This window comes from Streptomyces lusitanus, assembly GCF_042647945.1.
In the GTDB taxonomy this organism is placed as follows: domain Bacteria; phylum Actinomycetota; class Actinomycetes; order Streptomycetales; family Streptomycetaceae; genus Streptomyces; species Streptomyces pseudogriseolus.
This window is the reverse complement of record NZ_JBHRWL010000015.1, coordinates 384,785-408,077: the sequence shown is the minus strand read 5'-3', so window position 1 is coordinate 408,077 and position 23,293 is coordinate 384,785. Positions and strand designations below refer to the sequence as shown.

Annotated in this window: 23 protein-coding genes; 13 read left to right on the top strand and 10 right to left on the bottom strand. The window is 75.2% G+C overall.

Annotated features, from left to right (window positions below):
• Positions 1–63: 63 nt before the first annotated feature.
• The 3 genes from ACFOSY_RS22720 to ACFOSY_RS22710 all read right to left on the bottom strand — a co-directional run bounded on the left by ACFOSY_RS22720 (position 64) and on the right by ACFOSY_RS22710 (position 3,018).
• Entirely contained in the window at positions 64–1,377 is a 1,314-nt protein-coding gene (locus tag ACFOSY_RS22720; protein WP_394309754.1) for an MFS transporter, read from the bottom strand.
• Between the two features lie 73 nt (positions 1,378–1,450).
• Positions 1,451–2,458 (bottom strand): hypothetical protein, encoded by a 1,008-nt coding sequence (locus ACFOSY_RS22715; RefSeq protein WP_394309752.1) that lies wholly within the window; start codon positions 2,456–2,458, stop codon positions 1,451–1,453.
• Between the two features lie 95 nt (positions 2,459–2,553).
• Positions 2,554–3,018 carry a cyclic nucleotide-binding domain-containing protein gene (locus tag ACFOSY_RS22710; protein WP_394309750.1) on the bottom strand — a complete coding sequence of 155 codons (465 nt, stop codon included), beginning with the start codon at positions 3,016–3,018 and terminating at the stop codon, positions 2,554–2,556.
• 230 nt (positions 3,019–3,248) lie between these two features.
• On the opposite strand from ACFOSY_RS22710, the gene ACFOSY_RS22705 reads away from it, so the two are divergent.
• Positions 3,249–3,905: a DedA family protein gene (locus ACFOSY_RS22705; RefSeq protein WP_394309749.1), complete on the top strand. Its 657-nt coding sequence runs from the start codon at positions 3,249–3,251 to the stop codon at positions 3,903–3,905.
• 172 nt (positions 3,906–4,077) lie between these two features.
• Here the strand turns inward: ACFOSY_RS22705 and ACFOSY_RS22700 are convergent, their stop codons facing one another.
• The gene (locus tag ACFOSY_RS22700) at positions 4,078–4,608 is read right to left on the bottom strand and encodes a gamma carbonic anhydrase family protein (RefSeq protein WP_394309747.1); all 531 of its coding nucleotides are present in this window, start codon (positions 4,606–4,608) and stop codon (positions 4,078–4,080) included.
• A gap of 106 nt (positions 4,609–4,714) precedes the next feature.
• Between ACFOSY_RS22700 and ACFOSY_RS22695 the strand changes: the two genes are divergently transcribed.
• The 3 genes from ACFOSY_RS22695 (at position 4,715) to ACFOSY_RS22685 (ending at position 6,822) form a co-directional block, all read left to right on the top strand.
• Positions 4,715–5,527: an acyltransferase gene (locus ACFOSY_RS22695; RefSeq protein WP_394309745.1), complete on the top strand. Its 813-nt coding sequence runs from the start codon at positions 4,715–4,717 to the stop codon at positions 5,525–5,527.
• Between the two features lie 115 nt (positions 5,528–5,642).
• Positions 5,643–6,215, top strand: coding sequence for a helix-turn-helix domain-containing protein (locus ACFOSY_RS22690; protein ID WP_394309743.1), 573 nt, complete (start codon positions 5,643–5,645; stop codon positions 6,213–6,215).
• 43 nt (positions 6,216–6,258) lie between these two features.
• Positions 6,259–6,822 carry a YbaK/EbsC family protein gene (locus ACFOSY_RS22685; RefSeq protein WP_394309741.1) on the top strand — a complete coding sequence of 188 codons (564 nt, stop codon included), beginning with the start codon at positions 6,259–6,261 and terminating at the stop codon, positions 6,820–6,822.
• Positions 6,823–6,849: 27 nt separating this feature from the next.
• Here ACFOSY_RS22685 and ACFOSY_RS22680 read toward each other — a convergent pair whose 3' ends face one another.
• Together ACFOSY_RS22680 and ACFOSY_RS22675 are read right to left on the bottom strand one after the other, a co-directional pair.
• The gene (locus tag ACFOSY_RS22680) at positions 6,850–8,070 is read right to left on the bottom strand and encodes a 4-hydroxybenzoate 3-monooxygenase (RefSeq protein ID WP_394309739.1); all 1,221 of its coding nucleotides are present in this window, start codon (positions 8,068–8,070) and stop codon (positions 6,850–6,852) included.
• Between the two features lie 50 nt (positions 8,071–8,120).
• Positions 8,121–8,528: a CoA-binding protein gene (locus ACFOSY_RS22675; RefSeq protein WP_394309737.1), complete on the bottom strand. Its 408-nt coding sequence runs from the start codon at positions 8,526–8,528 to the stop codon at positions 8,121–8,123.
• A 192-nt stretch (positions 8,529–8,720) separates the two neighbouring features.
• Between ACFOSY_RS22675 and ACFOSY_RS22670 the strand changes: the two genes are divergently transcribed.
• The 5 genes from ACFOSY_RS22670 (at position 8,721) to ACFOSY_RS22650 (ending at position 14,899) form a co-directional block, all read left to right on the top strand.
• Entirely contained in the window at positions 8,721–9,443 is a 723-nt protein-coding gene (locus ACFOSY_RS22670; protein WP_394309735.1) for a hypothetical protein, read from the top strand.
• Positions 9,440–9,979 (top strand): SixA phosphatase family protein, encoded by a 540-nt coding sequence (locus tag ACFOSY_RS22665; RefSeq protein WP_394309733.1) that lies wholly within the window; start codon positions 9,440–9,442, stop codon positions 9,977–9,979. Before ACFOSY_RS22670 ends, ACFOSY_RS22665 begins: the two co-directional genes overlap by 4 nt.
• 23 nt (positions 9,980–10,002) lie before the next feature.
• The gene (locus tag ACFOSY_RS22660) at positions 10,003–10,629 is read left to right on the top strand and encodes a YigZ family protein (RefSeq protein ID WP_394309731.1); all 627 of its coding nucleotides are present in this window, start codon (positions 10,003–10,005) and stop codon (positions 10,627–10,629) included.
• Positions 10,630–10,745: 116 nt separating this feature from the next.
• Positions 10,746–11,909 carry an exonuclease SbcCD subunit D gene (locus ACFOSY_RS22655; RefSeq protein ID WP_394309729.1) on the top strand — a complete coding sequence of 388 codons (1,164 nt, stop codon included), beginning with the start codon at positions 10,746–10,748 and terminating at the stop codon, positions 11,907–11,909.
• A complete protein-coding gene (locus ACFOSY_RS22650; RefSeq protein WP_394309727.1) occupies positions 11,906–14,899 on the top strand; it encodes an AAA family ATPase in 2,994 nt (997 codons plus the stop codon). Before ACFOSY_RS22655 ends, ACFOSY_RS22650 begins: the two co-directional genes overlap by 4 nt.
• 13 nt (positions 14,900–14,912) lie before the next feature.
• On the opposite strand, the gene ACFOSY_RS22645 is transcribed toward ACFOSY_RS22650, so the two are convergent.
• Entirely contained in the window at positions 14,913–15,359 is a 447-nt protein-coding gene (locus ACFOSY_RS22645; RefSeq protein WP_394309725.1) for an Lrp/AsnC family transcriptional regulator, read from the bottom strand.
• A 94-nt stretch (positions 15,360–15,453) separates the two neighbouring features.
• Here ACFOSY_RS22645 and ACFOSY_RS22640 point away from each other — a divergent pair, with 94 nt between their 5' ends.
• The 3 genes from ACFOSY_RS22640 (at position 15,454) to ACFOSY_RS22630 (ending at position 17,635) form a co-directional block, all read left to right on the top strand.
• Positions 15,454–15,930: a rhodanese-like domain-containing protein gene (locus ACFOSY_RS22640; protein WP_394309723.1), complete on the top strand. Its 477-nt coding sequence runs from the start codon at positions 15,454–15,456 to the stop codon at positions 15,928–15,930.
• 45 nt (positions 15,931–15,975) lie between these two features.
• Positions 15,976–16,488, top strand: a complete 513-nt coding sequence (locus ACFOSY_RS22635; RefSeq protein ID WP_394309721.1) for an immunity 21 family protein — start codon at positions 15,976–15,978, stop codon at positions 16,486–16,488.
• Positions 16,489–16,789: 301 nt separating this feature from the next.
• Entirely contained in the window at positions 16,790–17,635 is an 846-nt protein-coding gene (locus ACFOSY_RS22630) for an SDR family oxidoreductase (protein WP_394309719.1), read from the top strand.
• A 27-nt stretch (positions 17,636–17,662) separates the two neighbouring features.
• Here the strand turns inward: ACFOSY_RS22630 and ACFOSY_RS22625 are convergent, their stop codons facing one another.
• Complete coding sequence (locus tag ACFOSY_RS22625) at positions 17,663–19,351, bottom strand: DUF885 domain-containing protein (RefSeq protein WP_394309717.1); 1,689 nt, start codon at positions 19,349–19,351, stop codon at positions 17,663–17,665.
• A 32-nt stretch (positions 19,352–19,383) separates the two neighbouring features.
• Entirely contained in the window at positions 19,384–19,875 is a 492-nt protein-coding gene (locus tag ACFOSY_RS22620) for an Lrp/AsnC family transcriptional regulator (RefSeq protein WP_394309715.1), read from the bottom strand.
• Between the two features lie 72 nt (positions 19,876–19,947).
• Between ACFOSY_RS22620 and ACFOSY_RS22615 the strand changes: the two genes are divergently transcribed.
• Entirely contained in the window at positions 19,948–21,123 is a 1,176-nt protein-coding gene (locus tag ACFOSY_RS22615; RefSeq protein WP_394309713.1) for a trans-sulfuration enzyme family protein, read from the top strand.
• Between the two features lie 852 nt (positions 21,124–21,975).
• On the opposite strand, the gene ACFOSY_RS22610 is transcribed toward ACFOSY_RS22615, so the two are convergent.
• On the bottom strand, positions 21,976–23,250 hold the full coding sequence (locus tag ACFOSY_RS22610; protein WP_394309711.1) for a GNAT family N-acetyltransferase: 1,275 nt from the start codon (positions 23,248–23,250) through the stop codon (positions 21,976–21,978).
• Positions 23,251–23,293: the final 43 nt, after the last annotated feature.

Genomic DNA, 23,293 nt, shown 5'->3' with positions numbered 1-23,293 from the left:
CTGCGCGAGCAACCAGCCACCGGCCGTACGCCGAAGTACCGGCCCCTGCCCCCGCGGCGCGTCTCAGCCTCGGGTCGGCTCGCTCCCTTCCCCGGCGGGGAGTGAGGCGTCCGCCCCGGGCGTGGGTGTGGGCGCCGACGCGACCGTGACCTGATGCGCACGGCGGCGCAAGTTACGGACGTCCGGAACCGTCAGCACCGCCGCTGTCACGACAACCACCAACGCCGCACAGCCCCACAACGCCTCCGGGCGCCCGAACGCCGACTCCGCCGGGCCCGCGAGGGCCATCGCCGCCGGGACCAGGGCGACCGAGCCGAACCAGTCGTACGCGGACACCCGGGACAGCTTCTCCTCGGGTATCTCCTGATGCAGCGCGGTCATCCAGGAGACGCCGAACACCTCCACGGACAGGCCCGTCAGGAACATCACCGCGCACAGCACCGCCACCGGCACGGGCACCGCGAGCGCGGCGGACGGCAGGGCCAGCGGGAACACGCACAGCGTGCCCACCAGCAGCAGACGGCGCGGCTGCCAGCGGGTCATCAGCAGCGCGCCCGTCACCGTGCCGCCGCCGAAGAAGGCCAGCGCGACGCCCCAGGGGGCCGCCCCGCCCAGGTGGTCGCGGGCGACGAGCGGACCGTAGACCGCGTCGGCCGCGCCGACGACCGCGTTGGCGACGGAGAACTGCACGACGATGCCCCACAGCCACGGCCGGCCGGTGAACTCCCGCCAGCCGTCCCGCAGGTCGGCGAGCATCCCGCCGCCCGGCTCGCGCGGCGGTATGTGCCTCACGTCGAGGAACGTCCGCAGCACCGCCGCGACCGCGAAGGCCGCCGCGTCCGCCGCCAGCACCCAGCCCGGTCCGATCGCGGCGACCATCGCCCCGCCGAGCGCGGCGCCGCCGAGGGTCGCCCCGTGCATCGCCATCCGGAACACGGCGAACGCGCGGCCCGCCTGCTCGCCGTCGACGGAGGAGAGCAGCATGCCCTCGGCGGCCGGGTTGAAGAACGCCTGTCCGGCGCCGCCGAGCGCGCTGAGCAGCATCATCTGCCACAGCCGCGGCTCACCGGCGAGGACCAGCGCGGCGAACGCGGCCTGGGAGACGCAGTTCAGGGCGTTGGCCGCGACCATCACCCGGTGCCGCGGCAGCCGGTCCGCGACGGCGCCGCCGATCAGCAGGAACAGCACGAGCGGCAGGGTGCGGGCGGCGGCCACCAGGCCCACGTCCCCGCCGTCGCCGCCCGCGCCCAGCACGGCGAACGCGGCGGCGATCAGCGCGCCGTGGCTGCCCAGGTTGGTCACCACGGCGGAGGCGGTCAGCAGCGTGTAGTTGCGGCCGGCCCAGGCGGGGCGGCGGCGGGCGGCAGAGGTCGGCACCTGGTGACTATCGCCGGGCGAGGGCCGTCTTGCCAAATGGGTTCCGGGCCCGCTCACCTGCGGGCCCGGACCGTCACGACTCCGTCGGCGGTTCCTCGGTCAGCCGGACCGTGCTGAGGATCTTCTGCACGGTCGCCTCGGGGATCTCGTCCTTCACGCCCGCCGCGCCGTACAGGTTCCAGGTGACGAAGTCGCCCGCGCCGTTCTTGAACGCGAACGTGATCGCCTTGCCCTCGCTGTCGCACTTGCCCTTCTGCGGCGTGCCCTCCGAATGCGCCGTGGCCACGTGCCCGGTGATCCCGGACTTCGTGGTGTACGGCTTCGGCGCGTCGAACTTCACGCTCTTCTTGTCGGGCTGTGTGTAACCGCCGAAGATCCACCACGGGACGCGGGTCTCGGCCGCCTCCTTGGTGTCCTTCGCGCCGTTCTCGCCGCGGGTGCCCGCGGTGACGAGCGCGGTGTCCTCGGTGCGGCCGTCCTTGTTCTCGTCGGCGGTGCACCACTTCGACTTCAGGTAGGCGGGGGCGGTGACGGTGGTGCGGCCCGTCTCACCGTTCTTCTCGTCCCACTCGAAGCCCACCGAGGTGTCCGGCGTCTCGATCTCCCAGTCGGCCGGGACGTCGAACTTGGTGCCGAAGCGGGTGTTCACGACGACCTGCCAGCCGGGGATCGTCGCCTTCTCCCCTTCGCCGCCGCGCGGGTTGCCCCCCGTGGGGGAGGCGGTCGGCTCGGCGGAGGTGTTCTCGGACGCGGTCGCGCTCGGCTTGGTCTTCTTGCCGTCGGCCTCGTCGTCCTTGTCGCCGCCGAGCACCAGGAAGCCCGTCACGCCCGCCGCCACGACCACCGCCGTCGCCGCGACGATCGCCACCAGCTTCGTACGGTTCCCGCCCCCGCCGCCGTCGCCCGGATGCGGCATGCCCACGGTGGACGGCTCGCCCCACTGCGGCTGCTGCTGGTACGGGTTCGGCTGCTGGTAGCCGGGTTGCTGGTACGGATTCGGCTGCTGGTACCCCGGCTGCTGGTACGGATTGTTCGACTGCGGGTTCTGCTCGCCCCCGGGCGGCTGCTGTCCTGGCCACATGGGCAGCCACCCTAGCCGCGCCCTGACACGATTCGGTCACTGCCCTTTGACGGGGACGTAGCAACCGCTCGACCGGGGCGTGCCGGTCGCGGTCCTCACACGGCCTCGCCGGCGCCGTACGGGCCGAACAGGTCGAGCAGCCGGACGCGGGCGGAGTGCAGCCGGTGGGCGACCACCTCGCCCACCCAGCGGTTGACCTCCCGGCCCAGCCCTGCGTCCTCCTCGCACAGGGCGAGCACGGACGCGGCGTCGAACTCGTACGCCCGCACCGGGGTGGCCGCCTCGGCGCCCAGGTGCCGGACGTGCGGGCGGAACAGCCACGACCAGCCGACCAGTTCGTTGTGCCCGAGCCGCTCGATGACGAGGGCCCGGCGGCCCGGCACCCGCATGTCCAGCTCCACGGTGCCGGTCCTGATCACCCAGAACCGGTCCGCCCGGGCGCCCTCCTCGAACAGCCGGGTCCCTTGCGGGAAGGACACCTCACGTGCGGTGGCCATGAGCCTCTCCCGGTGCTCTGCGGGCAGGGCACGCGGCAGGCTGGGGGACGGAGGAGCGAACATGGCGGGCCTCCCGGGAACGAGGTGCGGGCTGTCGTCGTCATCTCCAGCCGCTGCTTCCACCCTCCCGCCGCCTCCCGTCGCCCCGCATGGGCCGACCGGCCCCGGTGGCGCGGCACACGGCCCTGAACGGACGGTTCACCCCGACCCGGTAGGCTTCCCGACCGTGCCCCTCGACCGGGCGGCACGCACACGCACGGACACACGGCATCGGCGGACCGGAGGAAGAGGCGTTGCACGTCCAGGAATGGCTCGAGACCGTACCCGCGGTCGCCGTGTACGCGCTGGTGGGGATCGTCATCGGGCTGGAGAGCCTGGGCATCCCGCTGCCCGGCGAGATCATCCTGGTCTCCTCGGCGCTGCTCGCCTCCCAGCACGGCGACATCAACCCGGTGATCCTCGGCGCCTGCGCCACCGCCGGTGCGATCATCGGCGACTCGATCGGCTACGCCATCGGCCGCAAGGGCGGACGCCCGCTGCTGGCCTGGCTGGGCGGGAAGTTCCCCCGCCACTTCAGCGAGGCGCACGTCGCCACCGCCGAGCGGTCCTTCCAGAAGTGGGGCATGTGGGCGGTCTTCTTCGGCCGCTTCGTCGCCCTGCTCCGCATCTTCGCCGGGCCGCTCGCGGGCGTGCTGCGGATGCCGTACTGGAAGTTCCTGATCGCCAACGTGCTCGGCGGTGTTCTGTGGGCCGGTGGTACGACGGCCGTCATCTACTACGTGGGCATCGTCGCCGAGTCGTGGCTGAAGCGGTTCTCCTGGCTGGGGCTGGTGCTGGCGGTGGCCATCGGTCTGACCTCGATGCTCGTCCTCAAGCGCAAGGCCAAGAAGGCGGCCGTCACGGAGACGGCTCCCGCCGAGGAGGCGGTTCGGGCCGAGTCGGCGCCGTAGGCGTAGCAGGACGGCGCCGCTGCCGCCCGATCACGTCGCCCGTGCGGGCCGGTGGGGGCTTGGCGCGCAGTTCCCCGCGCCCCTTGGTGTGCTGTCGCACAGACACCCTTCAGGGGCGCGGGGAACTGCGCGAACAACCCCCACTGACCCGCACCCGAGATGCGACCCCGTCTCAGCCCCCGTGCTGATCCCGATGCGCCTTCGCCAGCTCCGCGTACATCGTCCCGTTGAGGGTCAGCCCCTCCCGCTCCTCCTGCGTCAGCTCCCGCCGCACCTTCGCCGGGACGCCCGCGACCAGGGAGCCCGGGGGCACCCGCATACCCTGCGGCACCAGCGCCTGCGCGGCGACCAGCGAGCCCGCGCCGATCACGGCGCCGTTCAGGACCGTCGCGCCCATGCCGATCAGGCAGTCGTCCTCGACGGTCGCCCCGTGGACCACCGCGTTGTGCCCGACGGAGACCCGCTCGCCCACGGTGACCGGGAACCCGGGGTCGGCGTGCAGGGTGCAGTTGTCCTGGACGTTGCTGCTCGCGCCCACCGCGATCGACTCCACGTCGCCGCGCAGCACCGCGCCGTACCAGACGCTCGCCCCCGCGTGCAGCGTCACGTCGCCGATCACGCTCGCCGTGGGCGCCACGAACGCCCCCTCGTCGATCCGCGGCTCCCTGCCGCCGATACCCGTGATCAGAGCCTGGTGCGTCATCGTCGCCTCCTCGTCGGACGTCGGGGGAACGGTACGCCACCCGGTGGGGTGAAGATCACAGGGGCGCCGGGCCGTGCCCGCCGCACCCGCGGACTACGGTGAGCGGGTGCCGAAGCGCAAGAACACGTTCTCGTCCTGGCCGCGCGGCCTCGCCCAGCGCGCGGTCCACGCGGGCTGGGCCTGGGTGCAGCGCACGGGCTCGGTGACCGCGGAACACCCCGGCCGCTTCCGCTTCGGCGCGATGGGAACAGGTACCAGACTCGCCTTCCCGCTCGGCACGATCTTCGGCGAGCCCTGGATCCGGATCGGCGCGCACTGCATCGTCGGCGAGCAGGTCACCCTCACCGCCGGCCTCATGCCCGGCCTCGACCTCGGCCCCGACCCGATCCTGCGCATCGGCGACGGCGTCGTCCTCGGCCGCGGCAGCCATGTCATCGCCGACACCACCGTGACCATCGGCAGCGACTGCTACTTCGGCCCGTACGTCTACGTCACCTCCACCAACCACTCCTACGACGACCCGCACGAGCCCATCGGCAGGCAGTGGCCGCGGATGGAGCCGGTGGAGATCGGCCCGGGCTGCTGGATCGGCACCGGCGCGGTCATCCTGCCGGGCGCGCGCGTCGGGCGGAACGTGGTGGTGGCCGCGGGCGCGGTCGTCCGGGGCGAGGTGCCGGACCACTGCGTGGTCGCGGGCGCGCCCGCCCGGGTCGTACGCCGCTGGACGCCCGCCGAGGGCTGGCAGCCGCCGCTGCGCACCCCGCCGCCCGTGCCGCTCCCCGACGACATCACGCCCGACCAGCTGCGGGCGCTGTCCGAGCTCGACGAGGAGAGCGCGGCCCGCCTCGCCGAGCTGGACGAGACCCAGCTCGACACGAACGGCGCGGCGCGGCTGGCCGAACTGGAACCAGGCGCCTGACGCCCCCGCCACACCCGCCCCGACCTCGCAGTACAGTGCGGTGAACCACCGGGTGCACCGCACCGCAGTCGCACGGGCCGGCCCCGGTCATCCGGACAGTCGAAACGGACGGAATGTGGCGGACCTCGACCTGCTGACCCGGTCCCTGGCGCGCAACGTCAAGCGCTGGCGCACCGAGCGCGGCTTCACCCTGGACATGCTCGCCGCGCGGGCGGGCGTCAGCCGCGGCATGCTCATCCAGATCGAGCAGGCCCGCACCAACCCGAGCATCGGCACGGTCGTCAAGATCGGCGACGCGCTCGGCGTCAGCGTGCCCACCCTGCTCGACTACGAGCGGGGCCCGCGCGTCCGCATCACCACCGCCGACCAGACGGTCCGGCTCTGGCACACCGAGCACGGCAGCTACAACCGGCTGCTGGCCGGCACCGAGGCGCCGGGGCCGCTGGAGATGTGGGAGTGGCGACTGATGCCGGGGGAGAGCAGCGACTCCGACCCCCACCCCGCCGGCACCGTCGAACTCGTCCACGTCACGGCCGGGGAGCTGACGCTCACCGTCGACGGGACGGAGCACCGGGTGCCGGACGGCGCCAGCGCCTCCTTCGAGGCCAACGCGCCCCACACGTACGGCAACACGGGCGACGAGCCGATGGTGATGATCATGGCGGTGTCGGTGCCGCCCGTGAGTTGAGACACCCTCCGGCGCCCGCCCCGCCCGCTGTTACCGTGCCGCCATGCGCGCACCCATCGGAAACTTCGACCAGGCCACTCCCGCCCCCGACTGCCTCGACGAGCTGACCGCCCCGGTCGCCGCCGCGGTCCGCGCCTGGAGCGGCAGCGTCCCCGCCGACCAGATCCTCTACGTCGAGACGGACCCGCGCTGGGCGGACACCGCCGTCTTCGTCGAGCACTACGGCACCGACCTGCTGGAGCGCTCGGCGAACTGCGTGGTGGTCGCGGGCAAGCGCGGCGGCGAGTCCACGCTCGCCGCGTGCGTCGTGCTGTCCACCACCCGCGCCGACGTGAACGGCGTGGTGCGCCGCCACCTCGGCGTCCGCAAGGCGTCCTTCGCGCCGATGGACACGGCGACGGGGGAGACCGGCATGGAGTACGGCGGCATCACCCCCGTCGGGCTGCCCGAGAGCTGGCCGGTGCTGGTGGACGCGGCCGTCGTCGACCTGCCGTACGTGCTGGTCGGCAGCGGGCGGCGGCGCGGGAAGCTGCTGGTGCCGGGCAAGGCTTTCGCGCAGCTGCCGGGCGCGGTCGTGCTGGAGGGCCTCGGGAAGCCCGCCGCCTGAACCGGGCCGGGGACGGCCGCGCGGGCGTCAGAACCGCGCGGCCGTGCCCAGGTACTGCTCCGCGAAGGCCGCCGCCGCGGCCGGCGAGCTGAACAGACGGCGCAGCCGGGCCAGGGCGGTGCCCGCACGGAACGGATCGCCACCGGCGCCCCCGTGGAACAGCTCCGACAGCCACTGCGAGAACTCCTGGTAGTCCCACACCCGCCGCAGACAGCTCTCCGAGTACCCGGCAAGACCGGTCCCGTCGCCCGTCAGCAGCCGCTCGGCGAGCGCGTCGCCCAGCGCGAACGCGTCGTGCAGCGCCAGGTTCAGGCCCTTGGCCGCGATCGGCGCGACCAGGTGCGCCGCGTCCCCGGCCAGGTGGAGGCGGCCGAAGGTCATCGGCTCGGTCACGTAGTCGTGCATGTCCAGCACGCGCTTCTCGATCAGCCGCCCCTCCGTCAGCGGCTCCGCGCCGGCCGCGCCGAGCCGGCGGCGCAACTCCGCCCAGACCCGCTCGTGCGGCCAGTTCTCCGGGTCGTCGCCCGGCGGGCACTGGAGGTAGTAGCGGGTCACCTCGGCACTGCGTGGCATCTGCCCGGCGAACCCGTCCGGATGGCAGCCGAACAGCACGCGGTCGGCGGACGGCGGCGCCTCGGCGAGCAGGGCCAGCCAGCCGATGCCGTAGTCGTGCCGCGCCACCCGCGCCCGGCCGGCGACGGCCGCCCTGGTCACCCCGCGCGCCCCGTCGCAGCCCGCGACGAAGTCGCACGCGACGACCTCCCGCCGGCCGCTGTCCGGGCAGACGTACGACACCGACGGCCGGTCCCCGTCCAGGCCGTGCAGCCGCACGTCCCGCACCCCGAACCGCACCGCGCCGCCGCGCACGTCCGCGTACTCCCGCACCAGGTCGGTCACCAGGAACTGCTGCGGATACACCCAGTGGTGGCGGCCCGTCAGCTCGTGGAAGCCGAAGCGGTGGCGCTCCCCGTCGAAGCGGAACTCGCAGGCGGTGTCCCGTCGGGCCCGCTCCAGCAGGTTCCCGGCGAGACCCCGCCGCTCCAGACCGCGCACCACCGGTTCCTCGATCACCCCGGCCCGCGGCCGTCCCTCGACGAACTCCCGCGTCCCGGTCTCCAGCACCAGGCAGTCCACCCCGGCCGCCCGCAGCACGCACCCCACGGTGAGCCCGGCGGGCCCCGCGCCCACCACGACAACCGGAAACCGTTGCGGAGAAGGGGAGTTGGGGGAGGAGGGCGTCTCGGTCACCGCGCCATTATGGCGTCACCCCGTCCGTCCGGAACCCGTGGGCACACCCCTCAGGCCAGCCGCGGGATCTCGATCGCCGGGCAGCGGTCCATCACCATCTCCAGGCCCGCCTCCCGCGTACGCCTGTACGCCTCCTCGTCGACCACCCCGAGCTGGAACCACACGGCCTTCGCGCCCTTGGCCACCGCCTCGTCCGCGACCGCCCCCGCGAGCTCGCTGTTGACGAACACGTCCACCACGTCCACGTCGAAGGGGATGTCCGCGAGCGAGGCGTACCCCTGCTCCCCGTGCACCGTCTCCGCCTTGGGGTGCACCGGCACCACGCGCTTGCCGAACCGCTGGAGCACCTGCGCGACCCCGTACGCGGCGCGCTGCCGGTTGGAGGACAGGCCGACCACGGCCCAGGTGTCACCGGACTCGGTGAGGATCTTGCGGACCGTTGCGTCGTCGCCGTACACCGTCGGCCTCCCGTGGATCTGAAGTGAGCTGTCCCTTCCGACAACCGGGCGCACGGCACGGTGATTCCCCGCCCCGCGCGCCTGCCCCACCGGGCGCCCGGGCCTGCCACGCCGGACGGCGCCGCGCAAGCGACGGCGCGAAAAGCGTGCGAGATACCTGCGTGCGCCCGCTCGCGCGCCTACGCTCACCTCGTGCTGCGCATCACCGACGCCCGAACCGGCGAGCTCGTGGACGCCGCCCCCGCCCGCCGGGGCCTGACCCGTGTCGAGGCCCACCCGCGGGGGCTCGACCCCACCGGCCTGCGTGTGCTGCTGGCCGCCGACCTCCTCGTACGCGCCCTGGAACTCGGCGGCACGCCGGTGTGGGCGCTGCTGGCCGCCGAACGGCAGCACGCGGAGCTGCGCGCGGCGGCCGACGCGCTCGGCATCCGGCCGTTCGAGGACGGCGAGGGCGCCGCCGGGCTGGGCGAGGCACAGGTGCTGCACGTCGTGGACGAGCGAGGCGCCGGACCCGACGGGGTACGGGTCGCCGTCGCCCCCGTGACCTGGTCGGCCCCCGGGGCGCCGGACGAGGCCGACCAGGCCGCCCTGCGTCTCGCGCTGCTCACGCACCCGAGGAGCGCGCCCGTGGTGATCGACGAGGACGCGCTGGCGCGGGCCGGCGACACCCTGGGCCGCTGGCGGAGCGCCGTCGCCGGCTGGGCGAGGCGGCCTTCACGCCCCGTGCCCGACGAAGTGCGGGCCGGTCTGCGCGCCGCCTGGGAGGACGACCTGGACACCGCCGGGGTGCTCGGCGTGCTCCGCGCGGTGGAGGACGACCCCGGCCCGGCGGACGGCGCCCGCTTCGAGACGTACGCCTACGCCGACCGGCTGCTCGGCCTCGACCTCGCCCGCGACCTCGGGCACCCCGCGTGATCGAGCGCGCGGCGTCCGGACCGCTGCGCCGGCTCGTGGTGCTGCGGCACGCCAAGTCCGCCCGGCCGGAGGGCGTCACCGACCACGAGCGTCCGCTCGCCGCCCGCGGCCGCCGGGACGCCCCCGCCGCCGGACGGGCCCTCGCCGACATGGACTGCCTGCCCGGACTCGCCCTGTGCTCCACCGCCGTCCGCGCCCGCCGCACCTGGGAGCTGGCCGCCGCGCAGTGGGGCACGCCCCCGCCGGTCCGGCTCGACCCGCGCCTCTACCACGCGGACGTTCCCGCCCTGCTCGACGTGGTCCGCGAGACGCCCGCCGAGATCGAGACGCTGCTGCTCGTCGGCCACAACCCGGGGCTCGAGGACCTCGTGCTGACCCTCGCCGACGACGGACTCGACGACACCCTGGCCCGGGTCCGCGCCAAGTTCCCGACCTCCGCCGTCGCCGTGCTCGACTGGCGCGGCTCCGGCTGGCGCGACCTCGTCCCCGGCGGCGCCCTGCTCACGTCGGTCGCCGTCCCGCGCGGCAGGCGCTGACCCGGGCGGCATAGGCTGGCCGGATGCAGGACGAGTACCGCACCGTGGCCCGCGCGGGTGTGCACGAGACCGAGGTCAACCGCTCCCGCTTCCTGTGCGCCCTCGCCCCGGCGGCCACCGAGCGCGAGGCGCAGGACTTCGTCGCGGCCGTCCGCAAGGAGCACGCCGACGCCACCCACAACTGCTGGGCGTACGTCATCGGCGCGGACGCCTCCGTGCAGAAGGCCTCCGACGACGGGGAGCCCGGCGGCACCGCGGGCGTCCCCATGCTCCAGATGCTGCTGCGCCGCGACATGCGCTACGTCGTCGCCGTCGTCACCCGCTACTTCGGCGGCGTGAAGCTCGGCGCGGGCGGCCTCATCCGCGCCTACGGCGGCGCGGTGGGCGAGGCCCTGGACGCGCTCGGCACGATCACCCGGCGCCGCTTCCGGCTGGCCACCGTGACCGTCGACCACCAGCGGGCCGGCAAGGTGCAGAACGACCTGCGCTCCACCGGCCGCGAGGTCCGCGACGTGCGCTACGGCGAGGAGGTCACGATCGAGATCGGCCTCCCCGACGCCGACGTGGACGCCTTCCGCGCCTGGCTCGCCGACGCCACCTCCGGCACCGCGCGCCTCGAACTGGGCGGGGAGGCCTACGGGGACGCCTGACGCCCCGCTCGTTCCGCCCTCTCAGGGTGATAACGGGCGAAATGGGACCGGGACGTGACGGGTGATACGGGAGCAACCGGCGCGTTGTCACAGGCGCCCGATACGCTGCCGGGACCATGAGATTCCTGCACACGTCCGACTGGCACCTCGGCCGGTCCTTCCACCGGGTCGGCATGCTCGGCGCCCAGGCCGAGTTCATCGGCCACCTCGTCTCCACCGTGCGCGAGCGCGAGGTGGACGCGGTGGTGGTGTCGGGGGACGTGTACGACCGGGCGGTGCCGCCGCTCGCCGCGGTCGAGCTGTTCGACGACGCGCTGCACCGGCTCGCCGACCTCGGCGTGCCCACGGTGATGATCTCCGGGAACCACGACTCGGCCCGCCGTCTCGGCGTCGGCGCGGGGCTCATGGGCCGCGCCGGCATCCACCTGCGCACCGAGCCCTCCGCCTGCGGCACCCCCGTGCTGCTGCCCGACGCGCACGGGGACGTCGCCTTCTACGGCCTGCCCTACCTGGAGCCCGCCCTCGTGCGGGACGAGTTCGGCGTGGAGCGGGCCGGGCACCAGCCGGTGCTCGCCGCCGCGATGGACCGGGTGCGCGCCGACCTCGCCGCCCGCCCGGCCGGCACCCGCTCCGTCGTCCTCGCCCACGCCTTCGTCACCGGCGGCGAACCGAGCGACAGCGAACGGGACATCGCCGTCGGCGGCGTCGCGTCCGTGCCCGCCGCGGTGTTCGACGGCGTCGACTACGTGGCGCTCGGCCATCTGCACGGCTGCCAGACCCTCACCGACCGCGTCCGCTACTCCGGCTCCCCGCTGGCGTACTCCTTCTCCGAGGCCGGGCACCGCAAGTCCATGTGGCTCGTCGACCTGGCAGCCGACGGGACCGTCACCGCCGAGCGCGTCGACTGCCCGGTGCCGCGCCCGCTCGCGCGCCTCCGCGGCACCCTGGAGGAGCTGCTCGCCGACCCCGCGCTCGCCCCGTACGAGGAGGCGTGGGTCGAGGCGACCCTCACCGACCCGGTCCGCCCCGCCGACCCCATGGCCCGGCTCGCCGAGCGCTTCCCGCACACCCTCGCCCTCGTCTTCGACCCCGACCGGCCGCCCGACGACCCCGACGTGTCCTACGCCCGCCGCCTCGCCGGCCGCGACGACCGTCAGATCGCCGAGGACTTCGTCGCCCATGTGCGCGGCGCGGGCCCCGACCCGCACGAACGCACGGTGCTGCGGGACGCCTTCGACGCCGTCCGCGCGGACGAGGCCGCGCGGGAGGTGGCCCGGTGAGGCTGCACCGCCTGGACATCACCGCCTTCGGCCCGTTCGGCACCACCCAGAGCGTCGACTTCGACGCCCTGTCCGCCGCCGGACTCTTCCTGCTGCACGGCCCCACCGGCGCCGGCAAGACCTCCGTCCTGGACGCCGTCTGCTACGCCCTCTACGGCTCCGTCCCCGGCGCCCGCCAGGGCGGCCAGGGCACGACCCTGCGCAGCGACCACGCCGCACCCGGCACCCGGACCTCCGTCACCCTCGAACTCACCGTCGCCGGACGCCGCCTGGAGATCACCCGGCAGCCCCCGTGGGAGCGCCCCAAGAAGCGCGGCGGCGCCGGCACCACCGTCGACAAGGCGCAGACCTCGCTGCGGGAGCGCGACGCCGCCACCGGCGCCTGGAAGGACCTCAGCCGCTCGCACCAGGAGATCGGCGAGGAGATCACCCAGCTGCTCGGCATGAGCCGCGAGCAGTTCTGCCAGGTGGTGCTGTTGCCGCAGGGCGACTTCGCCCGCTTCCTGCGCGCCGACGCCGAGGCCCGCGGCAAGTTGCTCGGCCGCCTCTTCGACACCCAGCGCTTCGCCGACGTGGAGAAGCGCCTCGCCGACCGCCGCCGCGCCGCCGAGGCCCGGGTGCGCGACGGCGACGCCGACCTCCTCGCCGACGCGCACCGCATGCAGCAGGCCGCGGGCGGCGCCATGGAGCTGCCCCAGCTGTCCCCGGGCGAACCGGGCCTCGCCGACGCCGTGCTGACCGCGGCCGCCGTCGCCCGCAGCACCGCGCGCGAACAGCTCACCGCCGCCCACTGCCGGCTCGCCACCGCCGAGTCCGTCCGCGCCGGGACCGGCCGTGCCCTGGACGAGACGCGCGAACGGCACCGGCTGCAACGCCGGTTCGCCGAGGCGCGGGAGCGCGCCGAGCGGCTGCGGGAGCGGACCGGCGCCCACGACGAGGACCAGGCCCGCATGGAGCGGGCCCGCAAGGCCGAGACCGTCGCCCCCGCCCTGGAACTGCGGGACTCCGCCGACGCCGAGCACCGCCGCGCGGCCGCCGCCGAGGAACACGCCCGCGCCCTGCTCCCCGCCTCCCTCGCGGACGCGGGACCCGACGGGCTCGCCGCGGCGGCCCGCCGCGCCGCCGAGGAACTGGGCGGCCTGGAGTCGGCCCGCCGCGCGGAGCGCCGCCTCACCGAACTCCTCGACGAGCGCGCCGGCCTGGACCGGCAGGAACGCGCCGACGACGAGGCCCGCGAGGACGCCGAATCCTGGCTCGCCGGCTGGGAGGCCACGCGCACCGCCCTCCAGGACCGCATCGCCTCCGCCCAGCAGGCCGCCACCCGCGCCGGGGAACTCGCGGCACGGCGCGACACCGCCCGCCACCGTCTGGAGGCCGCCCGCACCCGCGACCGGCTCACCCGGGACGCCGAGACCACCGCCGAGCAGGCCCGCGCCGCGCGCGAACAGGCCCTCGCCGCCCTGCAGCACTGGCTCGACCTCAAGGAACAGCGGCTGACCGGCATCGCCGCCGAACTCGCCGCCGGCCTCACCGACGGCGCCCCCTGCGCGGTCTGCGGCGCCACCGAACACCCCGCCCCGGCCCGCAGGGTCGCCGGACACGTCGACCGCGAGACCGAGGAACGCGCCCTCGCCGCCTACCAGCACGCCGAGGACCGGCGCGCCGAGGCGGACCAGCGGCTCGCCGCCGTACGGGAGGAGCTGGCCGCGGCCGGCGCCGGAGCAGGGGACACCCCGGCCGGGCAGCTCGCCCGCGAACTCGACGAGGCGGAGCGGGAGTACGCCCGGGCGCGGGAGGCCGCCTCGGCGCTGCACGCCGCCCAGGAGGAGCTGCGCGCCGCCGAACGCGAACACGAACTGCGCACCGCCGCCCAGCGCGACGCCGCCGTCCGCGCCGCCGCCCGCGTCGGCCACCGGGAACGCCTCGACCTCGAACGCGCGACGCTGGAGGAGGAGTTGGCGCAGGCGCGCGGAGACGCCCCCAGCGTCGTCGCGCGCGCCGGGCAGCTCGAACGGCAGGTCGCGCTGCTCACCGACGCCGCCGATGCCGCCCGCGCCGCCGAGGCCGCGGCCCGGCGGCTCAAGGACGCCGACGCCCGCCTCGCCGACGCCGCCTTCCGCGCGGGCTTCGACACCCCGCGCGCCGCCGCCGACGCCCTTCTCGACGACGCCGCCCACCGGCAGCTGCAACGCCGGCTGGACGCCTGGCACGACGAGGAGGCCGCCGTACGCGCCGTCCTCGCCGAACCGGAGACCGCGGCGGCCGCCCGCGAGCCCGTCGCCGACCTCGCCGCCGCCCAGCGCGCCGCCGAGGACGCCGACCGCGCCGTCCGCGAGGCGGCCTCCGCGCGTGACGCCGCCGCCCGCCGCTGCGCCGAACTCGACCGGCTCTCCGCCCGCGCCGCCGCCTCCGTGCGCCGGCTCGGACCGCTGCGCGAGGAGTACGACCGGGTGGCCCGCCTGGCCGCCCTCACCGCCGGCACCTCGGCGGAGAACGAACGCCGGATGCGTCTGGAGTCGTACGTGCTCGCCGCGCGACTGGAGCAGGTCGCCGCCGCCGCGACCGTCCGGCTGCGCCGCATGTCGTCCGGCCGCTACACCCTCGTCCACTCCGACGGCCGCACCGGCCGCGGCCGCAGCGGCCTCGGGCTGCACGTCGTGGACGCCTGGACCGGCCGGGAACGCGACACCGCCACCCTCTCCGGCGGCGAGACCTTCTTCGCCTCTCTCGCCCTCGCGCTCGGCCTCGCCGACGTGGTGACCGACGAGGCGGGCGGGGTGCGGCTCGACACGCTGTTCATCGACGAAGGCTTCGGCAGCCTCGACGACCAGACCCTCGACGAGGTGCTCGACGTGCTCGACTCGCTGCGCGAACGCGACCGCAGCGTCGGCATCGTCAGCCACGTCCCCGACCTGCGCCGCCGCATACACGCCCAGCTGGAGGTGGTGAAGGACCGCTCCGGCTCCCGGCTGCGGCAGCGCGGGGTGTGACGGGGCGGCCGGGTCACCGCCCCACGGGACGGCGCGGCAGCGGCGAGGAGTACACCACGCTGGTCGTGACCGAACCCAGCGCGCCGATCCGTCCCGACACCTCCTCCAGGTGCCGCATGGACCGCGCGGCGACCTTCAGCACGAAGCAGTCGTCGCCCGTCACATGGTGCGCCTCCAGGATCTCCGGGGTGGCGGCGACGAGGTCGTGGAACGGCTTGTAGTTGCCGGTCGGGTAGCGCAGCCGGACGAACGCCAGGACCGGCAGCCCGATCCGCTCCGGGTCCACCACCGCCGCGTAGCCCTGGATGATCCCCGCCCCCTCCAGCCGCCGCACCCGCTCGGTGACCGCGCTCGCGGACATCGACACGGCGCGGGCGAGTTCGGCGTACGTGGCGCGTCCGTCCCGCTGGAGGACGTCGAGGATGCGCCAGTCGGTGGCGTCCGGGGAATACTCGGTCATCGCCGAGAAGTAGCAGTGAAATCCCCGGCGGGGCAAGACCCGCACCGGGATTCGTCCCTTCAGACCGGCCGTCCGCGGCCGTAGTTTCTCTGCCATGACGACGACCACCGTGAATTCCGTCCTGCGGGTCGCCCCCGCCTCCCCGGCCCAGGCCGCGGCGCACTTCCGCGCGAGCCTCGCCCTGTACACCGACGTCTCCGACGTGGCCGCCGCGCTCGCGTCCGGCGGCGACCCCGGCTTCGTCCTGCTGGACTCCCGCGCCGCCGAGGCCTGGGAGCAGGGCCATGTGCCCGGCGCCCTGCACCTGCCCACCGCGCGGATCACCGAGCGGGCCGCGGACGTCCTCGACCCGGCCGTGCCGGTGGTGACGTACTGCTGGGGACCCGGCTGCGACGGGGCCGCGCGCGCCGCGCTCGCCCTCGCCGAACTCGGGTACCGCGTCAAGGAGATGCTCGGCGGCTTCGAGTACTGGGTGCGCGAGGGCTACGCGTACGCGACCCCGCGGGGCCGTGAGCGCCGGGCCGCCGACCCGCTGACCACCGTCGTGGACGCCGACGCCTGCGGATGCTGAACCCGCCCGCCCGGCAGGGGAGTCGAGCCGATAGGTTTCTCCGCCATGGAGCGATGCGCGGAGCCGGGGACGGTCGAGTGGGTGGAGTCGGGCGGCGGGCCGCTCGTCGCGGTGCCGGAGACGGTGCTGCCGTTCTGGACGGGGGCCGACGGCGAGGAGTTCGCCTCGGACTACGACCGGGCGTGCGAGGTCGACGGGCTCGTCGGGCTGCTCCCGGTCGGTGACGCCGCCGCCCTCGTCCTGGGCGACGAACCGGCCGCGACCGCCTACCTCCCCGAGCACTCCGTCCTCGTCCGCTGGGTCGCCGGACACACGGAGGAGGACCTGCTGGCGAGCGTCCCCGCCGCGCTCGCCACCGCCCAGTGGGACCGGGAGACGCAGTGGAAGGTACCCGGCCCGGTCGTCCTCTTCGACGCGGCCTGGCCCGGCACCCAGGCCGAAGGCACCGACCACACCCGCCTCGCCCTCGGCCCCGGCCGCTACACCGTGCGCGCCGCGCGGGTCAGCCCCGGCCCGGAGACCTGGCTGGTCCTGGTGCAGCTCCGGCCGCTGCCCTGACGCAGGGCCTTTCGTTCGCCAGGCCCTGGCGTCGCGGGGCCCGGCACGCACCACGAGGTGGGGGCACCCCCAGCGGCGTTCTCGTCGGTTGCCGAGTCCCCCACGGTCGGCTGCGCTCGCGCGGGCGGGGCCCCATCGCGCCTGACGCCCTCCTCCGCCTCGCAGCTGCACGCACCAGATCCCGCCCGGGTCGGCGGAAGACACACCGCGCCTCACGGCCGGCCTGATCCGAACGAACGGCCCTGAGGGCGCGCCGCATAATCGCGTGCCCGGGCCGGACGCTCGGCCCATCATGGGGATCATGCCGAAGCTTCCCCCGCCCCCGCCCGAGGACCTCCGCCGTGACCCCCTGCCGCTGCGGGGCCGTACCGCCCTGGTGACCGGGGCGAGCCGGCGCGGCGGCATCGGACACGCCGTGGCCCGCAGGCTCGCCGCGTACGGCGCGAGCGTCTACCTGCACCACCATGTGCCGCACGACGCCGCCATGCCCTGGGGCGCCGACCGGATCGAGGACGTCACCGCCTCCGTACGCGAGGCGCTCGCCGACCCCGGCGCGCGCGTCCTCGCCGGACCCGGCGACCTCGGCGACCCGGCGGAACCGGCAGCCCTGCACGCCCGCGCCGTCGACGCGCTCGGCGGACGTGTCGACATCCTCGTCGCCAACCACGCCCTCAGCGGCTCCGACGGCGACCTCGACACCGTCGACGCGGCCATGCTCGACGCGCACTGGGCCGTCGACGCCCGCTCCGTGCTGCTGCTCGTCCAGGCCCACGCCCGGCACCGCGCCGCACTCCCGCCGGGCACGCCGGGCGGCCGGGTGCTGATGATGACGTCCGGGCAGGACATCGCCGGCGGCATGCCCGGCGAGATCGCCTACGCCCTCCAGAAGGGCGCCCTGGCCTCGATCACCCGCTCCCTGGCGACCGCGCTCGCCGAGCACGCGGTCACCGTGAACACCGTCAACCCCGGCCCCGTGGACACCGACTACCTGACCGGCGAGGTCTACGACGCGATCGCCGCGCGCTTCCCCGCCGGGCGCTGGGGCATGCCCGACGACCCGGCCCGCCTCCTCGCGTGGCTGGCCACCGACGAGGCGGGCTGGATCACCGGCCAGGTCATCGACTCCGAGGGCGGCTTCCGGCGCTGAACCGGCCCTGCGACGCCCGAATTCCCCTTACAGCGCGGCCAGTTCGTCCACCAGGTCGTCCAGGCCCAGCGACCCCTGGGACAGCGCGGCCATGTGCCACGCCTTGAGGTCGAAGGCGTCGCCGTGCCGCTCGCGGGCCTTCTCCCGGCCCAGCAGCCAGGCCCGCTCGCCGAGCTTGTAGCCGATGGCCTGGCCCGGGATCGTCAGATAGCGGGTCAGCTCGCTCTCCACGAAGTCCGCCGGGCGGCTGCTGTGCGCGCCGAAGAACTCCTGCGCCAGCTCCGGCGTCCACCGCTCGCCCGGGTGGAACGGCGAGTCCGCGGGGATCTCCAGCTCCAGATGCATGCCGATGTCGACGATGACCCGGGTCGCCCGCATCATCTGCGCGTCCAGGTACCCGAGCCGCTCCTCCGCGTCCGTCAGGAAGCCCAGCTCGTCCATCAGCCGCTCCGCGTACAGCGCCCAGCCCTCGCAGTTGGCGCTGACCATGCCGACGGTGGCCTGGTAGCGGGAGAGGTTCTCCGCCACGTGCACCCACTGCGCCAGCTGGAGGTGATGGCCGGGGACGCCCTCGTGGTACCAGGTGGACACCAGGTCGTACACCGGGAAACGGGTCAGCCCCATCGTGGGCAGCCAGGTGCAGCCCGGCCGCGAGAAGTCCTCCGACGGCTGCGTGTAGTACGGCGCCGCCGCGCTGCCCGCCGGGGCGATCCGCGACTCCACCTTCCGCACCCGCTCGGCCAGGTCGAAGTGCGTGCCGTCGAGCCGGTCGATCGCCTGGTCCATCAGACCCTGAAGCCAGTCGCGGACCTCGTCCACGCCCTCGATGTGCCGGCCGTGCTCGTCGAGGTGGGCCAGCGCCACCCACGGGGTCTCCGCCCCCGGCAGGATCTTCTCGGCCTCCTTCCTCATCTCGCCCAGCAGCCGGAAGTACTCCGACCAGCCGTACGCGTACGCCTCGTCCAGGTCCAGGTCGGTGCCGTTGTAGTAGCGCGACCAGCGGGCGTAGCGCTCCCGGCCCACCGTGTTCGGCGCGTCCGCGACCGCCGGGGCGTACACGTCCCGCAGCCAGTCCCGCAGCTCCGCCACCGCCGCGGTCGCCGCGCGGGCGGCCTCGTCCAGCTCGGCGCGCAGCGCGTCCGGGCCGTCGGCGGCGAAGTCCTCGAACCAGCCGCGGCCCTCGCCGGTGTCCACCCACTCGCCGAGTTGCCCGACGAACGTCCGAGTGGGGCGCGGCGCCGCGTACAGCTTGCGCTCCAGGCCCAGCGCCAGCGACTCCCGGTACCCGGCCAGCGCGGCCGGGACCGCGCGCAGCCGCTCCGCGACCGCCCGCCAGTCCTCCTCCGTCTCCGTCGGGGTCACCGTGAACACCTCACGCACCGCGTGCGCGATCGTGCCCAGGTTGCCGACCGCGCGCAGGTGCTCGTCGGCCTCGTGCACGGCCAGTTCGGCCGTCAGCCGCTCCCTCAGCAGCCGGGCGCAGCGGCGCTCGGCGTCGCTGTCCGCGCCCGGCAGGCGCTCGGCCTCGTCGAGCCGCGCGAGGGTCGCCCGCAGCAGTTCGGCGACCGCCTCCTGACCTGCGGGCGAGAGGTCGGGCAGCCGGGAGGAACTCTCCTTGACGCCGAGGTACGTCCCGGTGATCGGATCGAGGGCGATGAGCTCGTCGACGTAGGCGTCGGCGACCTGACGGGGAAGCGCGCTGTTGGTTGGTGACATGCGGACCATCCTGGTACGACGTCCGCCGCACGTCACGCGGATTGAGCCGAGGGCGAAGGCGGCATGACCGGACCGCAGTCCCACTGCTGGAAGATCAGCCGCGTCTCCACCCGCGCCACCTCCCGCCGGGCGGTGAACTCGTCCAGCACCAGCCGCTGGAGATCCGCCATGTCCGCGACCGCGACATGCACCAGATAGTCGTCCGGGCCGGTCAGATGGAACACCGTCAGCGACTCCGGCAGCGCCCGGATCCGCTCCACGAACGGCCCCACCAGCTCCCGCCGGTGCGGTCTCACCTGCACCGACAGCAACGCCTGGAGACCTCGGCCGAGCTTCGCCGGGTCCAGCTGGAGCCGGTGCCCGAGGATCACGCCGGAGCGGCGCAGCCGGGTCACCCGGTCCAGGCAGGTCGACGGCGCGACCCCGACCTGCGCGGCGAGGTCCCGGTACGTGGTCCGGGCGTCGTTCTGCAGCAACCGCAGCAGCTGGAGGTCCACCGGATCCAGTACGACAGAATCGCTCATCGGCCGAACGTAGCACGGGGTCCGACCGCGCAGGCCCGCCCGTTGTTCACCCTGTCCGTCATGGACAACGGCATGGACACGCGACGCACCACCAGAGCACTCGCCACCGAGGCCGTGCACGCCGGACGGGACGACCTGGCCGGACTCGGACTGCACGCCCCGCCGATCGACCTGTCCACCACCTACCCCTCCTACGACAGCCGGGCCGAGGCCGCCCGCATCGACGCCTTCGCCACCACCGGCGCCGAACCCGACGGCCCGCCCGTCTACGGGCGGCTCGGCAACCCCACCGTCGCCCGCTTCGAAACCGCCCTCGCCCGCCTGGAGGGCACCGAGTCGGCGGTCGCCTTCGCCAGCGGCATGGCCGCGCTCAGCGCCGTCCTGCTGGTCCGCGGCTCGATGGGCCTGCGGCACGTCGTCGCCGTGCGCCCGCTGTACGGGTGCAGCGACCATCTGCTGACCGCCGGGCTGCTCGGGTCCGAGGTCACCTGGACCGACCCGGCCGGGGTCGCCGACGCGCTGCGCCCCGACACCGGCCTGGTGCTGGTGGAGTCGCCCGCCAACCCCACGCTGGCCGAGATCGACCTGCGAGCCGTCGCCCACGCCTGCGGCTCCGTGCCGCTGCTCGTCGACAACACCTTCGCCACGCCGGTCCTCCAGCGTCCGGCCGAGCAGGGGGCGCGGCTGGTGCTGCACAGCGCCACCAAGTATCTCGGCGGACACGGCGACGTGCTGGCGGGCGTGGTCGCCTGCGACGAGGAGTTCGCCGGGAAGCTGCGGCAGGTGCGGTTCGCCACCGGCGGGGTGCTGCACCCGCTGGCCGGCTACCTGCTGCTGCGCGGCCTGTCGACGCTGCCGGTCCGGGTACGGGCGGCGTCCGCGAACGCGGCCGAACTCGCGGCCCGCCTCGCCGCGGACCCGCGCGTAGCCCGGGTGCACTACCCGAGCATCGGCGGCGCGATGGTCGCCTTCGAGGTCCACGGCGACCCGCACGCGGTGATCGCCGGCGTCCGCCTGATCACCCCGGCGGTCAGCCTCGGCAGCGTGGACTCCCTCATCCAGCACCCGGCGTCCATCAGCCACCGCATCGTCGACGCCGACGACCGCCGGGACGCGGGCGTCTCCGACCGCCTGCTCCGCCTCTCGGTGGGCCTGGAGGACATCGAGGACCTGTGGACCGACCTGGACCAGGCCCTGGGCACGCCGGCACGCCGGCCTGCCCCCACGGAGGCGGTGGCGCGGGGCTGAGGCGCTGCCGCGGGGCAGTGAGACGGGGGGCGGCTGCCCGGGCCGGCGACTGCGGTGCCCCTGGGGCGGATGCGCGGGACTGGGGCGCCCTTGGACGCGCGGGACGGGGCGCGGCCCTCGTACACGAGGGACCGGAGCGCCCCTGAGCACGCGGGGAAACGGGGCCGAAGGGCCGCCCGGGTCGGGGGTTCGGCCCCGGTGGGGTTCGCCCCGGGACCATCGGCTCGCCGGGCACGCGATCCGCCGCCCGCGGCCGGCTCAGGGCCGGCGTCCGCGCACGCGGGGGCGGTGGACGGGCCGGCGGCCCGGCCCTCGCGTCAGGCGGTGGCCGGTGACGTCCGAGGGGGCGGCCGGCGCTCCGCCGGCCGCGGTCCGCATCTGGCGGTCCGGGGACCGGCCGGTGGGTCGGCCATCGTGCGGATCGCGCCCGGCCGGCACGGCCGTCGACGGCTGGGGAGCGGGGCCGATGGACCGCCCGGGTCGGGGTTTCGGCCCCGGTGGGGGTTCGCCCGGCAGCGTCGGTTCCGTCGGGCTCCCCGGTCCGCTGCCGGGTGCGCCGGGTGCCGGGGCTTGAGGGCGGCGGCTCGGGACGGGGGACGGTACGGCCCACGCGTCAGGTGGTGGCCGGGGCTCCGCCGGCCGCGGTCCGGATCAGGCGGTCCGGCCACCGGATGGAGGGCCGGCCGTCTCCCGGATCGGGACCGGAATGTACCGCCGAGGGCGAGGCGTCGTCGCCGGGGAGCGGGGCCGATGGACCGCCGCCGGGCACTCGGGGGCAGTGGACGGGCCGGCGGCACAAGACGGGGGACGGCCCGGCACGCTGTGCGTGCCGGGCCGATTTCCCCCTGCCGGTCAGCGGCGGGCGACCCTTTCGCCCGCCTCCGGTGCGCTGTGGGCCGGGGTGGGCGTCAGGCGGGCGGTGACGACCAGGGTGCCCTCCTCGACCTGGTAGTCGAGGGGGAGGCCCAGGCCGCGCATCGCGGCGACCATGCCCGTGTTGGACGCCTGCGTCACGGCGTACACATGGGCGCACCCCGCCTCGACGGCCATGTCCACCAGCCGGGACAGCAGTTCCGCGCCGATGCCGCGCCGCTGCCACGCGTCCTCGACGATCAGGGCCACCTCGGTCTCGTCGCCGTCCCACAGCAGGTGGCCCAGGGCGACGATGTCGCCCGACGCGGTCTGCGCGGCGAGCGTGCGGCCGAAGCGCGGGCTGAGCAGGTGGTCGAGGTAGCGGGTCGCGTCGCCGACCGGCCCGTGGTACCGGCGGCGCAGCGTCTCGGCGGAGCACCGCTCGTGCATCGCCCGCGCGGCAGCCAGGTCGGCGGTGTCCGCGCGGCGCACGGAGACACGGCGGCCCTCGGGCAGCGTCAGCACGTCACGGCCGCGCGGCATCCGCGGACCGAGCCGGGCGTCCAGCTCCACCAGCGCCCGGGCGCGGGCGAACTCCGTGGGCGTGAACGGCAGATACGGCCGCTCCACCGTGATGACACCGCCCTCCGGGTCGGGCAGCCGGATGACGGTGTCGTCCAGCACGCCCGCCGGCGGCACGGCGTCCGCCCCGCCGCCGATCACCGCGGCGGGGTGGGAGCGGATCGTGCAGCGCCCCAGCAACTGGCGGAGCACCAGCGGTAGTTCGGCCGCGTCCGTCGCGGCGCGGGCGGCCAGCCCCAGCATCCGGGTCGGGCCGTCCACCAGATCGTGGGCGTCGGCCCGCTCGGCCCAGGTGTCCGTGCCCCCGCCGGCCGCCACCGCCGCGGCGAGGTCCGTACCCGCCGGCACGCGCAGCAGGAACTCGTCGACGGTGTGCGCGCCCAGCGGATGCGTCTGGAGGGTCAGGATGTCGACCCGCCGCTCGGCCAGCGCCGTGCACAGGGCGGCCAGCGCGCCCGGCTCGTCCCGCACCGTCGTCCGCATCCGCCACAGCACGCTCTCGGCCGCCGCCGGTGCGTGCGCCGCCGGCTCGGGCGGCGGCGGAGCGCCGCCGGTATCGTGCGCCGGCGGCGCGTGGCCGTGGCGGCGTGCCCGCCATGCGTGGAGCGCCTCCCCGCAGCGCGCGGCAGGGGCCAGTGGGTTCCAGCGGCGGGGCGTGCGCCCTGCGTCACGGTCGTTCGTCACGTCAGACATGTCTCGACTCATACAGTCACTGTGAAGGAATCGTGTTTCGTGA